The sequence below is a fragment of the Achromobacter sp. 10T422 genome, assembly GCF_056394065.1.
This window is the reverse complement of record NZ_JBFTHD010000007.1, coordinates 240,013-253,420: the sequence shown is the minus strand read 5'-3', so window position 1 is coordinate 253,420 and position 13,408 is coordinate 240,013. Positions and strand designations below refer to the sequence as shown.

The following is a 13,408-nucleotide window of genomic DNA, read 5'->3' as shown; positions in this document are numbered from 1 at the left end:
GCGCGTAAGTGAATCGATCGAGTATCCGGCCCACAGCTTACGCCACGGGACGAACCAGGGTACAGGCGCAGATTCTGAGTTTACGGCCATATCAGATGCTATCCCGCCGGCATCGTCCTGGAAAAGCGTGCCACAATCATGACCATGTTGAAAGTCGTCCTTGTCACCGGCATCTCAGGCTCAGGCAAATCCGTTGCCCTGCGCATGCTCGAAGATTCCAGCTACACCTGCGTCGACAACCTGCCCGTGCGCTTCCTGACCGAGTTCATCGCCAACGCGCGCGACGACGGCATGGAGCGCGTTGCGGTGGCCATCGACGTCCGCTCCCCTGGCGAACTGGCCGAGCTGCCGGATGTCGTCACGGCGTTGCGCGCCATGGGCACAAGCCTGCGCGTGGTCTTCCTGGACGCCAGCACCGCCACGCTGGTGCAGCGCTATTCGGAATCCCGCCGCCGTCATCCGCTGACCGACCGCCTGCAACATGGCGGGTCCACGCCGTCGCTCACGGACTGCATCGCGCTTGAGCGCGAACTGCTGGCTCCGCTGCGCGAGCAAGAACATGTGATCGACACCTCTGACCTGACGCCGGGTCAATTGCGCGCCTGGATTCGCGACCTGATCAAAGCCGACCGTGCCCCGCTCGTGCTGACCTTCGAATCCTTCGCCTACAAGCGTGGCGTACCGGGCGACGCCGACTTGGTGTTCGATGTGCGCTGCCTGCCCAACCCGCACTACGACCGCAACCTGCGGCCGCTGACCGGGCGCGACGAGCCCGTCGCAACCTGGCTGGCCGGATACGAACAGGTCGGCCAGATGATCGACGACATCGCCGGCTTCCTGAACCGCTGGCTGCCGCAATACACGCAAGACACCCGCAACTACCTGACCGTGGCGATCGGCTGCACGGGCGGCCAGCACCGTTCCGTCTATGTCGTCGAACAGCTGGCGCTGCGCTTCGCTGACCACGACCCCTTGCTGGTGCGCCACCGAAACCAACTGCCCGCCGAATCCGCATGACCCTGTCCCGCCCGCTCCACCTGATCCTGATGCTGTTGCTGGCCATTGCCGTGGCCGGCTGTTCTTCCACCGGGGGTCGCAAGAAGGGCGGCGGGTATTACAAGGACGACGGCCCGGACGCGAACCCGCCATCAAACCTGGACCAAGTGCCGGATGCGGTGCCGCGTATCGAGCCCTACGCCAGCGGCGCCAACCGGCCCTACGTGGTGTTCGGCCAGCGCTATGTGCCCGACACGACCGGCCAGCCGTACAAGCAGCGCGGCACGGCGTCCTGGTACGGCAAGAAATTCCATGGCAATTCCACGTCCATCGGCGAGTCCTACGACATGTACGCCATGACGGCCGCCCATACGACCTTGCCGATTCCCAGCTATGCGCGCGTCACCAGCCTGGTCAACGGCAAGACGATCGTCGTGCGGGTGAACGACCGCGGGCCGTTCCATAGCGACCGCATCATGGACTTGTCCTACGTGGCCGCGTACAAGCTTGGCATCATCGGGCCGGGTAGCGGGCAAGTCGTGGTGGAAAGCATTCCGCAAGACGAGATCCGCCGGCTGGCTTCGCAAGGCGCCCCCGCCGCGCCCTCCCCCGAGCCCGCATCGGCCACGGGTTCCTTGCCAGTCATGGCGCCGGTTGCGGCCGTGCCGGTGGCATTGGCGGCCGAACCGCTTTCGGGTGCGGCCGCTGGGCCCGCTTCCGGCTCGGCACCGGTCCGTCAGGCGCCTGCTGCGGGTGGCATCGGCAATGTCTATTTGCAGGTGGGCGCGTTCAGCCAGCCGGGCAACGCGCAATCATTGGTTGCCCGCATCAACTCGCAATTGAGTACGGCGGGCGCGCCGCCCGCGCAGGTTGAGCAGTCGAACAACCTGTACCGCGTGAAGATCGGGCCCTACCCCGACCGGCAAAGCGCCTTGAACGCCGTGCCGCTGGTGTCCGACAAGATCGGCATTCTGCCAAGCATCGCCACGCAATAAGCGCGGCAGTCACCTCGGAAACCCTGTCGGGTCAGCGCCCTGATCAGTGCGATTCCGCAAACCCGGCCAGCTTTCGCTCAGCCCGACTTCGCGGGGGCCGTCTTCCCGGGTCCGTCTTCCCGGGTCTGTCTTCCCGGGGCCGCCCCCCTTTACCAGGGCAATTCCGCCTGACCGTCACAAACCCGACGCGCGCGGGCGTTGCGGCTCAGGTAGCGGTTGCCTTCGTGCGCCAGCAATGCCTGCTTGCGCGGCAAGCCGCCGCCAAACCCCGTCAACGATGTATCGGCGCCGATCACGCGGTGGCACGGAATGATGATGATGATCGGATTGCGGCCCACCGCGCCGCCTACCGCCTGCGCGCCCTTGGGCCGCCCGACGGTGCGCGCCAGATCGCCATAACTGGCCAGCTTGCCGAAACCCAGATCGCACAACGCATGCCAGACCTTGTGCTGGAACGTGGTGCCGACAGGGTCCAGCGCCACGTCGAAATGCCGGCGCTTGCCCGCGAACCAATCGTCGAGCTCGCGGCGCGCCTGCTCCAGGATGGGATCGGTTTGCGACAGCGTCCAGCCCTCGGTGGACGGCAGCCCTTCCTGGTCGGTGAACCAGGCGCCGCGCAGGCCCTTGGGGCTGGCGACCAGGCGCAATTCGCCCAAGGGCGTGGCCATGTCGCGATAGGTAATGGGTTCCAGCGGATCGGCAGGCTTGTTCGATACGAGGGTTGCGTACGCCATGCTTTACTCCGACTCCGCCGACTTCTTGCGCGATAGCGCGCGGTTGTACAACACGTCACGCGGCTGCCCCGTGACCTTGGCGGCGACGCGCGCGGCGTCGCGCACGGACATGGATTCCAGCAACGCGTCCAGCAGCACGTCTGTGCGCGGGTCGGCGTCTTCGTCAATCTCTTGTTCGGCCTTGGCGTGCGCGATCAGCACAAATTCGCCCTGCTCGCGGTGCGAGTCCGCGGCCAGCCACGCGGCAGCTTCGCCCATCGTGATGGTTGCGATTTCCTCGAAGCGCTTGGTGAGTTCGCGGGCCACGGTCAATTGGCGGTCAGGGCCACAGACTTCCAGCAAATCGGCAAGCGTTGCCGCCAGCCGATGCGGCGATTCGAACATCACCACGGGCGCGGGCAAGGCGCACCACGACCGCAGCCAACGCTGGCGGGCCACGGCCTTGGGCGGCGGGAAACCGGCAAACGCATAGGCGGGATTTTCGTCGGTGGTGACGCCGCTGCCCATCAACGCGGCGATAACGGCGCTGGGGCCGGGGATGGGCACCACCGCAAAACCGGCGTCGCGCACCGCGCGCACGACACGGGCGCCGGGGTCGCTGACGGCGGGTGCGCCCGCGTCTGACACCAGCGCCACGCGCTGGCCTTGGGCCAGGCGTTCACAGATGGCTTGGGCGGCGGCCGCTTCGTTATGGCGGTGGGCCGCCATCAACGGCGTATTGACCCCCCAGGCGTCCAGCAAGGTGCGGCTGGCGCGCGTGTCTTCAGCCGCGATCACGTCGGCGCGTTGCAGGGCATGCCAGGCACGCAGCCCCAAGTCGCCCAGGTTGCCGATCGGCGTGGCCACGACGTACAAGGTCGACGCGGGCCAATGCTGCCCTGCAACGCGTTCAGCGACGCGGCTCCAGGCATCGCCGGCAGGCGGGGGTGAGACATTTTGATTCATTGCAGCCTACTGACACGGAAAACCATGTCAGTGTAGCCGCCAATGCCCGCCGCCTTCCGGCCGCAACCCCTTGGAGCCTTCATGACGGATGACGCTTTGCGACTGGCCTGCGAACTGGCGCTGGCCGCACGCGTGCGCGCAAACAAACGCCGCCGGCGCGCCCGGCCGCGCATCGCGCCGGACGCCATACCCGACGACACGCCAGTGCACCGCTCGCCCATGCAGCGCCGGGGCGATGGCCACGAAGACGCCGCGCTGCGTCTGCTAGAAGCGCAGGGCCTGGTGCTGCTGGCGCGCAATCTATGGACCCGGATGGGCGAGATCGACCTTGTCATGCGTGATGGCGAGACCTTGGTCTTCATCGAAGTTCGCGCCCGCGCGCGCACGCGCTTCGGGGGTGCCGCGGCCAGCATCGGCCACGACAAGCAGGCCCGGCTGGCCCGCGCTGCGGCGCAATGGCTGCCGGAGCTGGCCCGGCGGCACTGGGCGGGCTCCCAGCCCGCCGCCCGGTTCGACGCCGTCGTCTTCGAGGCCGGCCAGCCACAATGGCTGCGCGACGCCTTCTCGCTGCCATGACGCTTCGGCCCGGCTCGCCGCCCGCCTCCCTCTGCCCCGACGCGCCGGCCCAGCTCGCTGCCCACCTCTCTCTGCCCCGACGCGCCGGCCCGGCTCGCCGTTGCCTCTCACGCGGCCCCTCCGTAACGACCATCCGCACAGTCGTTACGCATGGACAGAACAGCGAGGCGGCCCCGTGAGATAATCGCGCCCATGGATATGACCTCTCGTATGACGTCGCACTTTCGCGACGCCATGGCTGCGTGCGAACAAAGTATGAACGTCCTGGCCGAACCGCTGGCAGTGGCGGTGGACGTGCTATTCGGCGCCCTGGCGAACAACGGCAAGATTCTGGCTTGCGGCAACGGTGGCTCGGCCGCCGATGCGCAGCATTTCATCGCCGAACTGGTGGGCCGCTTCGAACGCGAGCGCCTACCGCTGGCGGGCATCGCGCTCAATACCGATACCTCGATCCTCACCGCCGTCGGCAACGACTATGGCTTTGACGAGATCTACGAACGCCAGGTCAATGCATTTGGCCAGGCGGGCGACGTGCTGGTGGCCATTTCCACCAGCGGCAATTCGCCCAACGTGGTCCGCGCCATGGAAGCCGCCAGCGCGCGCGAAATGCACGTACTGGCCCTCACGGGCAAAGGCGGCGGCGTCATGGGGGAACTCATTACGCCCATGGACGTCCATCTATGTGTTCCCAGCGATCGCACGATGCGTATCCAGGAAGTCCATATTCTGCTGCTGCACGCACTGTGCGACGGCATCGACGCTCTTCTGCTTGGAGATACCGAATGATGTCTGACGTCAGAACCGCCGTCCGCCCGCTGATGCTTGCCGCGGCCTTGTCCACGGCCGCGTTGTCGCTGTCGGCCTGCGCGCCGCTGATCGTAGGCGGCGCCGCCGCCACCACGGCGGTTGTCGTCACCGACCGCCGCACCTCCGGTATCCAGCTTGAAGACCAGAACATGGCCTTCAAGGCGCAAAGCCAGATTTCGCAAAAGCTGGGCGACACCGCCCGGGTCAACGCCATGGCTTACGGCGGCCACCTGCTGCTGACGGGCGACGTGCCCACCGAGGAAGCCAAGTCCCAGGCGACCGCCATCGCGCAAAGCATCGAGAACGTCAAACAGGTCATCAACCAGTTGAACGTGGGCCCCATCGCCTCGTTCGGCACGCGTTCGAACGACACCTGGCTCACGTCCAAGGTCAAGACCGCGCTGATCAACACCAAGTACGTGCCGTCCGGCACCATCGCCCTGACGACCGATCACAGCGTCGTCTACCTGATGGGCAAGGTCACGCAGGCTGAAGGCGAGTATGCCGCCAACGCCACCGCGGACGTGGGCGGCGTGGCCAAGGTGGTTAAACTGTTCGAGACCATCAGCCGCGAAGAAGCGATCCGGCTGTCCAACAGCAGCACCCGAGACGCCTCCACCGAAACCAAAGCGCCCATTCAAAGCGGCACCGGCACAGCACCCAGCGACAACAACGCGGCCGGCACGAGCAATGGCGTTGAAGCGATGCCCATCAAATGAAAAAAGCCATCGTAGCCCTGGCCGTCCTGGTGGCGGTTGGTATCGGCGCCTGGTTCGTCTGGCGCCCCGCCCAGACCGCACCCGACGTCACCTTCACCACCCTGGAAGGCAAAACCTTCTCAATGCAGGATCTGCGCGGCAAGGTCGTGCTGGTCAAATTCTGGGCAACCAGCTGCGTGACGTGCGTGAAGCAGATGCCGGAAACCATCGCCGCCTATAAGGAATACGCCGGCAAGGGTTACGAGGCCGTGGCGGTCGCCATGAATTACGATCCGCCCAACTTCGTCTTGAACTTCGCCGACCAGCGCAAGCTGCCGTTCCCCGTGGCGCTGGATACCAAGGGCGACATCGCCCGCGCCTTTGGCGACATCCGGCTCACGCCCACGGCCTTTTTGATCGACAAGCAGGGGCACATCATCAAGCGCTATCTGGGCGAATACGATGTGGCCGAATTCCACGCCACCGTGGAAAAGGCGCTGGCGGCGGGCTGATGCCCGGGTCATCGCCACCGCCTCCAAAGACCGCCCGCTTGGGCGGTTTTTTGTTTTTCCGCCCTTTTTCCGCCCTTTTTCCGCCTTTTGTTTCGCCCAAAGTAAAACCGCCCGGCAAGCGGGCGGTTCATGCAGGAGACCACAGCGGGCTGAAACTTAGAACGCCGGAACTACGGCGCCCTTGTACTTTTCCTGGATGAATTTCTTCACGTCCGGCGAGTGCAGCGCGTCGACCAGCTTCTTGATGCCCGGCGCGTCTTTGTTGTCCGTGCGGGTGACCAGGATGTTGGCGTAGGGCGAATCGGCGCCTTCGATGAACAGTGCGTCTTTCGTCGGCACCAGGCCGGCTTCCAGCGCGTAGTTGGTGTTGATCAGCGCCAGGTCCACGTCGTCCAGCGAACGCGGCAACATCGCGGCTTCAAGTTCGCGGAACTTCAGCTTCTTGGGGTTCTCGACCACATCAGCGGCGGTAGCCAGGATGTTGGACGGGTCCTTCAGCTTGATCACGCCCTGCTTTTGCAGCAGCGCCAGCGCGCGGCCGCCGTTGGACGGGTCGTTCGGGATGGCGACCGTGGCGCCGTCCTTGAGCTCGGACAAGCTCTTGATCTTCTTGGAATAACCGCCAAACGGCTCGACGTGAACCAGCGCCACCGGCACCAGCGTGGCCTTGCGGTCTTTGTTGAACGAATCCAGATAGGGCTTGTGCTGGAAGAAGTTGGCGTCCAGCTGCTTGTCGACCAGTTGCAGGTTGGGCTGCACGTAATCGCTGAACACCTTGATGTCGAGCTCGACGCCTTGCTTGGCCAGCTGCGGCTTCACCACTTCCAGAATTTCGGCATGCGGCACCTGGGTTGCGCCCACCACGACTTTTTCAGCATGAGCGGCATTGGCTGCCACCAGGAAGGCCGATGCCATCAGGGCAGAGCGGACGAAGTTCAAACGCATGTGTCGCCTCTTTTATAGGATAAAAATTGGGGGCCGATGCCCAACCAGTGCGGATCAGCCCCCTTTTGCGGGGCCCCGCGTCCTCGAAAACGCCCCCAATTTACCTGAATGACGGTTATTTGTCGGGCATATGAACATGGGTTTTGGGTATATGAAACGTGTGGTACTACAATCCGTCGTATGCTTGCGCTACCGCGTGCCAAACGCGTTTTTGTGCAGGCATTTTTTCTAACCACTTACACATATATTGCCGACTTAGCTGCCATGACCGACACCCCCGACCCTGCTGCCGTTTCGTCCCCCGCTGTCAAAGCCGCTGTGCTGTCTGAAGCACTGCCGTATATCCGACGATTCCACGGCAAGACCATCGTGGTCAAGTACGGCGGCAACGCCATGACGGAAGAGCGCTTGCAGCGTAGCTTCGCGCACGATGTCGTGCTGCTCAAGCTGGTGGGTCTGAACCCGGTGGTGGTGCACGGCGGCGGTCCGCAGATCGACGACGCGCTGCGCCGCATCGGCAAGCAAGGCACCTTCATCCAGGGCATGCGCGTGACCGATGCCGAGACCATGGAAGTGGTCGAATGGGTGCTGGGCGGCCAAGTCCAGCAAGACATCGTCATGATGATCAACGAAGTCGGCGGCAAGGCCGTTGGCCTGACCGGCAAAGACGGTGGTCTGATCCAGGCCCAGAAAAAGCTGATGGCCAACAAGGACAACCCCAATGAACCGATCGACATCGGCTTCGTGGGCGACATCACGCTGGTTGAGCCGGCCGTGGTGAAGGCCTTGCAAGACGACCAGTTCATCCCGGTCATCTCGCCTATTGGTTACGGCGAAGACGGCACGGCCTACAACATCAACGCCGACGTTGTCGCCGGCAAGATGGCTGAAGTGCTGGGCGCTGAAAAGCTGCTGATGCTGACCAACACCCCGGGCGTGCTGGACAAGGCCGGCAAGTTGCTGCGCAGCCTGTCGGCGCAGACCATCGACGAACTGTTCGCTGATGGCACCATCTCGGGCGGCATGCTGCCCAAGATCTCGTCGGCGCTGGACGCCGCCAAGAACGGCGTGAACTCTGTCCACATCGTCGACGGCCGCGTGCCGCACTGCCTGCTGCTTGAAATCCTGACCGATCAAGGCGTTGGCACGATGATCAGCTCGCATTGATGCGAGCACAGCGTCTGCTGTTGCGGCCGGCGGTGCGCATGCGCCGCTCGCGCCGCGAAGCCACGGGCGTTTCCGAACGCCTGTGGCTGTTTGACCTGGACAACACGCTCCACGACACCTCTCACGCCATCTTTCCGAAGATCGACCACGGCATGACCATGGCCGTCGCCGAGGCGTTGAATGTCGATATCGATACCGCCAACGACTTGCGCCGCCAATACTGGCAGCGCTACGGGGCCACGATGATCGGCATGGTGCGGCATCACGGCGTGAACCCGCACGAGTTCCTGCATCGCAGCCACGACTTCGACGTCAACCCGCTGGTGCGCGCCGAAAAGGCGCTGGCCTACAAGCTGCGGCAACTGCCGGGCCGCAAGGTACTGCTGACGAATGCGCCGCTGCACTATGCGCGATCCGTGCTGGCGCGGCTGGGCATCCTGCGCCAGTTCGACAGCCTGTGGGCCATTGAACACATGCGCCTGCACGGCGAGTTCCGCCCCAAGCCGTCGCCCGCGCTGCTGCGCTACGTGCTGGCCCGCGAAGGCGTGCCGGCTCATCGCGCGGTGCTGGTGGAAGACACGCTGGCCAACCTGCGCGGCGCGCGGCGCGTCGGCGTGCGCACGGTGCACGTTTATCACCCTGGCACCCCCTTTTCGCGCGGCCAATCCCACCGTCCGGGCTACGTCGACTTGCGAGTAAACTCCGTCAGTGATTTGTTGTTACGCCGGCGTCCCCTGCGGGGATAACGGCGCGCGTCTCCCTCCCCCTACACCGTCAAGCCTGCGCGAGAGCAGTTCCTTCCATGGCGAGCAAACCCGGCGAGCGCAAGACCCAAATTCTGCAAACCCTGGCCGAGATGCTGGAGCAGCCGCATGCGGCTCGCATCACCACGGCCGCGCTGGCCGCGCGCCTTGAAGTGTCCGAAGCCGCGCTGTACCGGCACTTTGCCAGCAAGGCGCAGATGTTCGAAGGGCTGATCGAATTCATCGAAACCAGCATCTTCACATTGGTGAACCAGATCGCCGCCGCCGAACCCTACGGCGTGCCGCAAGCCCACAAGACCGTGGCCATGCTGTTGACGTTTTCCGAACGCAACAAGGGCATGACGCGCGTGCTGACCGGCGACGCGCTGGTCACGGAAGACAACCGGCTGCAAGAACGCATCAACCATATCAACGACCGCATCGAAACGTCGTTGAAGCAATCGCTGCGCATCGCCATCACGGATGGCGGCTTGCCCTCGGACGCCAATGTGGCCGCGCACGCCAGCCTGCTGACGCATCTGGTGCTGGGCCGCTGGCTGCGTTATGCGCAAAGCGGCTGGCGCGTGGCGCCGACGCTGCATCTGGATGAGCAACTGCGCCTGGCGCTGGGTTAAGTACGCCCCACGCATTAGCGGCATAACACGAACGAATTCAAGTAGAAATCAGGTGCCAACTGCGTAGGGCGCTGGCACAATTCGTGTGCATTCATGCAACAGTCCCGGCTTGCGACCATCAAGGGCGGACGAGCATAATGCCCCGGATGGGTTTGCTCAAGCCCAGATTTTCATCAGCTTGATCCACATCAATGCGGGTTTTCCTCAATGCCGTCACGATCGTCCTGTAGCGTCGACACATCGAATTAGATAAACCCGTGCTCGCGGGGCGTGTGTCGTCAGTTTGACCTCAACCGGAGATGGATATGACCGCGCCAGCCGCTGTCCCTGCCTCACAGGCACCCCAGAAAGCAAAAATTCCAATCGGACTCGTCGCCGGCATCGTGGTGATGATCGGGGTGCTGATGATGCCCTTGCCCGCCGACCTGCCGGTCGCGGGACACCGCATGTTGGCGATCCTGGCCTTTGCGGTGGTGGTCTGGATTACCGAAGCCGTGTCTTACGAAGCCAGCGCGATCATGATCACGACGCTGATGGCTTTCCTGTTGGGCACGGCTCCGACAATCAAAGACCCCAACGTGCTGTACGGCACGTCGGCCGCCATCAGCATGGCGCTGACAGGCTTTGCGAACTCGGCGCTGGCGCTGGTGACCGGCGCCTTGTTCATTGCGGCCGCCATGACCTTCACCGGGCTGGACCGTCGCATCGCGCTGGTCACGCTGTCCCGGGTGGGCACCAGCACGCGCCGCATCCTGATCGGATGTATCGCCGTGACGATCGTGCTGAGCCTGGTTGTGCCCAGCGCCACTGCGCGCAGCGCCGCCGTCGTGCCAATCATGATGGGCGTTATCGCGGCCTTCGGCGTGGACAAGCGTTCGAATATCGCCGCCGGCATCATGATCATCGTGGCGCAAGCCACCAGCATCTGGAACGTGGGCATCCAAACCGCCGCCGCGCAGAACCTGCTGACGGTCGGCTTCATGGAAAAGATGTTGGGCGAACGCGTGGCGTGGTCGGACTGGCTGATTGCCGGCGCCCCCTGGTCGCTGATCATGTCGGCCGTGCTGATTGTCGTCGTTCTGAAGCTGCTGCCGCCGGAAAGCGACAGCATCGCCGGGGGCAAGGAAGCGGTCGAAAAGTCGCTGCTTGAACTGGGCCCGATGACGGGCGCGCAAAAGCGCCTGATGGCCGTGTCGATCATGCTGCTGCTGTTCTGGTCGACCGAAGGCAAGCTGCACAAGTTCGACACCACCTCGACCACCTACTTCGGTCTGGTCCTGCTGATGCTGCCGCGCTTTGGCGTGATGACGTGGAAAGACGTGCAATCGCGTATCCCATGGGGCACGGTGATTGTGTTCGGCGTGGGTATCAGCCTGGGCACCGCCCTGTTGACGACGCAAGCGGGCCAATGGCTGGGCAACCAGGTCGTGGCGCACACCGGGCTGGATCACCTGGGGCCGCTCGCCATCTTCGCCATTCTTGCCGCCTTCCTGATCGTCATCCACCTGGGTTTCGCCAGCGCGACGGCACTGACGTCGGCCATGCTGCCCATTCTGATTTCGGTGCTGGCCACGCTGCCGGGCGACTTCAGCCGCCTGGGCATGACGATGTTGCTGGGCTTCGTGGTCAGCTACGGCTTCATCCTGCCGATCAACGCGCCGCAGAACATGGTGTGCCTGGGTACGGAAACGTTTAACGCCAAGCAGTTCGCAAAGGTCGGCATCATCGTCACCATCGTGGGCTACCTGCTGATGCTGGTGATGGGCGCGACCTACTGGCGCTGGCTCGGCTGGATCTAAGGAGCACGCATCATGAAACTCTCTTTAGCTCAAGCCAATGAATACGGCCGCCTGGTGCTGATGGCGCAAGGCGTGCCAGAAGACATCGCCCGCGACGTGGCTGAACACCTGGTCGAGTCCGACCGGGTGGGCTACACCAGCCACGGGCTGTCGATCCTGACGAACTATCGGCGTGTGCTGTCCGAAGGGCTGGCCAAGCCCGACGGCCGCCCCGAACTGGTGAACGACCGTGGCGCGATGCTGGCCTATGACGGCCACCACGGTCTGGGTCAATACGTGGGCAAGGTCGTGATCGAAAAAGCGATCGAGCGCACGCAGGAACATGGCCAGTGCATCCTGACTTTGCGCCACAGCCATCACCTGGGCCGCATGGGCCACTTTGGCGAAATGGTGGCGGCCAAGGGCCTGATCCTGCTGGCCTTCACCAACGTGATCAACCGCGCGCCCACCGTGGCGCCGTTCGGCGGCGCGCAAGCGTGCCTGACCACGAACCCGCTGTGCTTTGCCGGCCCCCTGCCCGGCGGCCGTCCGCCCTTTATTGTGGACATGGCAACGAGTTCGATCGCCGTGAACAAGGCGCGCGTGTTGGCCGCCAAGGGCGAACAAGCACCGCCGGGATCGCTGATCGATGCCGAAGGCAATCCGACGACGGACCCAGGCGCGCTGTTCGCGGACCCGCCCGGCGCGTTGCTGCCGTTCGGTGGCCACAAGGGTTATGCACTGGGTTTGGTGGCCGAACTGCTGGCCGGCGTGCTGTCTGGCGGCGGCACGATCCAACCCGAGCACCCGCGCATCGGCGTGGCGACGAACAATATGTTCGCGCTGCTGCTGGACCCGCAAGTGGACTTCAATACGGATTGGCGGTCGATGGAAGTGGGTGCGTTCATTGACTACCTGCACGCGTGCAAACCGCAACCCGGCGTGGAAGCGGTGCAGTATCCGGGGGAGTACGAAGCTCGGAACCGGGCGGTGAATGCGGACTCGGTAGAGTTCGACAGCCGCATCTGGGATGGGTTGAGTAAGTTGGCTGTCGAACTGGGGGTGCCTGAGGCGTTGCCTTGATGGATCGGGGTTTTTTTATGGGCTGTCGGTTGGGTTCTTAAGACGCCCGTGACGGCGGTGGCCTGCGGGGCGCGGGGCAACGATTGCGGTCCGGAGCCTTCGCTCCGGACTTCCCCCTCGTCATCTTCGTCCGCCTTCGGCTCCCTTCAGATTCCCTCGGGCTTATCGACGCCCCGCGCCCCGCAGGCCACCGCCGCCACGGGCTCGGGTAGTTGCAATCTGACGTCAGCTGGGGCGAGTCGTTTTCTTAGGGTTCTCACCACGGGTTTTGGGTGGTGGAAGATCTTGCGGGGCCCGCTCCAGGCCGCGCGGGCGGCCTTTTGGAGCTTACGCGCGGTGGGGCGTCGCCGCTCTTTGCGCTTCGCGTGTGGCTGCTTTGTTCGGGATCTTTTTTGGCGATGCTGGTCGCTCGGAAGATTTTGCGGGGTCGTCCCTTGTCGGCCGCGCAGGCGGCCTCGGGGACTTGGCGGCGTCTTGCAATTGATGATGCCGCTGCGCGCCTGCAGACACTGGCCTTGCGGGGCTTGCGTCAACCCGGCCGCGCAGGCGGCCTTTTGACGCTATCGCGGTGTGCTACGGCGTGACGATGTTAATTGTCTTCGTGGGATGGATAGCGTGTATGCGAGCGCATGTAACGCGTATCGGATTACTAACGGATGCCCGATGGGTTACGCGCGATTGAATCCGCATTCGCGACATGCAGCGCTTCACCCATCCTAAGAATGATGCCCCCCACTTGAACCCCGGTGCGTGGCGCGCAATGGGTCAACACGCGCAAGACGGTGTGCGCTGCG

The 13,408-nt window shown here is 64.1% G+C and carries 14 protein-coding genes; 11 read left to right on the top strand and 3 right to left on the bottom strand.

Translation table 11 applies throughout. The annotated features are described in order from the left end of the window. Positions 1-144 precede the first annotated feature (144 nt). Both rapZ and AC1DB0_RS20355 read left to right on the top strand, forming a co-directional pair. Entirely contained in the window at positions 145-1,017 is an 873-nt protein-coding gene (gene rapZ, locus AC1DB0_RS20360) for an RNase adapter RapZ (RefSeq protein WP_054421348.1), read from the top strand. Beyond that, positions 1,014-1,991, top strand: a complete 978-nt coding sequence (locus AC1DB0_RS20355) for a septal ring lytic transglycosylase RlpA family protein (protein ID WP_346553447.1) — start codon at positions 1,014-1,016, stop codon at positions 1,989-1,991. Before rapZ ends, AC1DB0_RS20355 begins: the two co-directional genes overlap by 4 nt. Before the next feature lie 149 nt (positions 1,992-2,140). Here AC1DB0_RS20355 and AC1DB0_RS20350 read toward each other — a convergent pair whose 3' ends face one another. Next, positions 2,141-2,725, bottom strand: coding sequence for a methylated-DNA--[protein]-cysteine S-methyltransferase (locus AC1DB0_RS20350; RefSeq protein ID WP_054420672.1), 585 nt, complete (start codon positions 2,723-2,725; stop codon positions 2,141-2,143). Positions 2,726-2,728: 3 nt separating this feature from the next. Beyond that, positions 2,729-3,670, bottom strand: coding sequence for a 16S rRNA (cytidine(1402)-2'-O)-methyltransferase (gene rsmI, locus AC1DB0_RS20345; RefSeq protein ID WP_054420673.1), 942 nt, complete (start codon positions 3,668-3,670; stop codon positions 2,729-2,731). Positions 3,671-3,751: 81 nt separating this feature from the next. On the opposite strand from rsmI, the gene AC1DB0_RS20340 reads away from it, so the two are divergent. From AC1DB0_RS20340 to AC1DB0_RS20325, 4 genes are all read left to right on the top strand, one after another. Beyond that, positions 3,752-4,246, top strand: coding sequence for a YraN family protein (locus AC1DB0_RS20340; RefSeq protein WP_054420674.1), 495 nt, complete (start codon positions 3,752-3,754; stop codon positions 4,244-4,246). 192 nt (positions 4,247-4,438) lie between these two features. Further along, positions 4,439-5,032, top strand: coding sequence for a phosphoheptose isomerase (locus tag AC1DB0_RS20335; protein WP_013396736.1), 594 nt, complete (start codon positions 4,439-4,441; stop codon positions 5,030-5,032). Further along, positions 5,029-5,772 carry a BON domain-containing protein gene (locus AC1DB0_RS20330; RefSeq protein ID WP_054420675.1) on the top strand — a complete coding sequence of 248 codons (744 nt, stop codon included), beginning with the start codon at positions 5,029-5,031 and terminating at the stop codon, positions 5,770-5,772. Before AC1DB0_RS20335 ends, AC1DB0_RS20330 begins: the two co-directional genes overlap by 4 nt. Further along, positions 5,769-6,263 (top strand): peroxiredoxin family protein, encoded by a 495-nt coding sequence (locus tag AC1DB0_RS20325; protein WP_054420676.1) that lies wholly within the window; start codon positions 5,769-5,771, stop codon positions 6,261-6,263. Before AC1DB0_RS20330 ends, AC1DB0_RS20325 begins: the two co-directional genes overlap by 4 nt. A gap of 156 nt (positions 6,264-6,419) precedes the next feature. On the opposite strand, the gene AC1DB0_RS20320 is transcribed toward AC1DB0_RS20325, so the two are convergent. Then, positions 6,420-7,208 (bottom strand): MetQ/NlpA family ABC transporter substrate-binding protein, encoded by a 789-nt coding sequence (locus tag AC1DB0_RS20320; RefSeq protein ID WP_054420677.1) that lies wholly within the window; start codon positions 7,206-7,208, stop codon positions 6,420-6,422. Between the two features lie 264 nt (positions 7,209-7,472). Here AC1DB0_RS20320 and argB point away from each other — a divergent pair, with 264 nt between their 5' ends. From argB to AC1DB0_RS20295, 5 genes are all read left to right on the top strand, one after another. After that, entirely contained in the window at positions 7,473-8,375 is a 903-nt protein-coding gene (argB, locus tag AC1DB0_RS20315; RefSeq protein WP_006224740.1) for an acetylglutamate kinase, read from the top strand. Then, positions 8,375-9,121, top strand: coding sequence for a pyrimidine 5'-nucleotidase (locus AC1DB0_RS20310; protein ID WP_054420678.1), 747 nt, complete (start codon positions 8,375-8,377; stop codon positions 9,119-9,121). Before argB ends, AC1DB0_RS20310 begins: the two co-directional genes overlap by 1 nt. Positions 9,122-9,177: 56 nt before the next feature. Beyond that, positions 9,178-9,753, top strand: a complete 576-nt coding sequence (slmA, locus tag AC1DB0_RS20305) for a nucleoid occlusion factor SlmA (RefSeq protein ID WP_054420679.1) — start codon at positions 9,178-9,180, stop codon at positions 9,751-9,753. Between the two features lie 305 nt (positions 9,754-10,058). Further along, complete coding sequence (locus AC1DB0_RS20300; protein ID WP_054420680.1) at positions 10,059-11,552, top strand: DASS family sodium-coupled anion symporter; 1,494 nt, start codon at positions 10,059-10,061, stop codon at positions 11,550-11,552. Positions 11,553-11,564: 12 nt separating this feature from the next. Next, positions 11,565-12,614: an Ldh family oxidoreductase gene (locus AC1DB0_RS20295; RefSeq protein ID WP_175171721.1), complete on the top strand. Its 1,050-nt coding sequence runs from the start codon at positions 11,565-11,567 to the stop codon at positions 12,612-12,614. Positions 12,615-13,408 lie beyond the last annotated feature (794 nt).

Coding starts and splice junctions, on each gene's coding strand:
- rapZ (WP_054421348.1), top strand. CDS start 145: ATGTTGAAAGTCGTCCTTGTCACCGGCATCTCAGGCTCAGGCAAATCC.
- AC1DB0_RS20355 (WP_346553447.1), top strand. CDS start 1,014: ATGACCCTGTCCCGCCCGCTCCACCTGATCCTGATGCTGTTGCTGGCC.
- AC1DB0_RS20350 (WP_054420672.1), bottom strand. CDS start 2,725: ATGGCGTACGCAACCCTCGTATCGAACAAGCCTGCCGATCCGCTGGAA.
- rsmI (WP_054420673.1), bottom strand. CDS start 3,670: ATGAATCAAAATGTCTCACCCCCGCCTGCCGGCGATGCCTGGAGCCGC.
- AC1DB0_RS20340 (WP_054420674.1), top strand. CDS start 3,752: ATGACGGATGACGCTTTGCGACTGGCCTGCGAACTGGCGCTGGCCGCA.
- AC1DB0_RS20335 (WP_013396736.1), top strand. CDS start 4,439: ATGGATATGACCTCTCGTATGACGTCGCACTTTCGCGACGCCATGGCT.
- AC1DB0_RS20330 (WP_054420675.1), top strand. CDS start 5,029: ATGATGTCTGACGTCAGAACCGCCGTCCGCCCGCTGATGCTTGCCGCG.
- AC1DB0_RS20325 (WP_054420676.1), top strand. CDS start 5,769: ATGAAAAAAGCCATCGTAGCCCTGGCCGTCCTGGTGGCGGTTGGTATC.
- AC1DB0_RS20320 (WP_054420677.1), bottom strand. CDS start 7,208: ATGCGTTTGAACTTCGTCCGCTCTGCCCTGATGGCATCGGCCTTCCTG.
- argB (WP_006224740.1), top strand. CDS start 7,473: ATGACCGACACCCCCGACCCTGCTGCCGTTTCGTCCCCCGCTGTCAAA.
- AC1DB0_RS20310 (WP_054420678.1), top strand. CDS start 8,375: ATGCGAGCACAGCGTCTGCTGTTGCGGCCGGCGGTGCGCATGCGCCGC.
- slmA (WP_054420679.1), top strand. CDS start 9,178: ATGGCGAGCAAACCCGGCGAGCGCAAGACCCAAATTCTGCAAACCCTG.
- AC1DB0_RS20300 (WP_054420680.1), top strand. CDS start 10,059: ATGACCGCGCCAGCCGCTGTCCCTGCCTCACAGGCACCCCAGAAAGCA.
- AC1DB0_RS20295 (WP_175171721.1), top strand. CDS start 11,565: ATGAAACTCTCTTTAGCTCAAGCCAATGAATACGGCCGCCTGGTGCTG.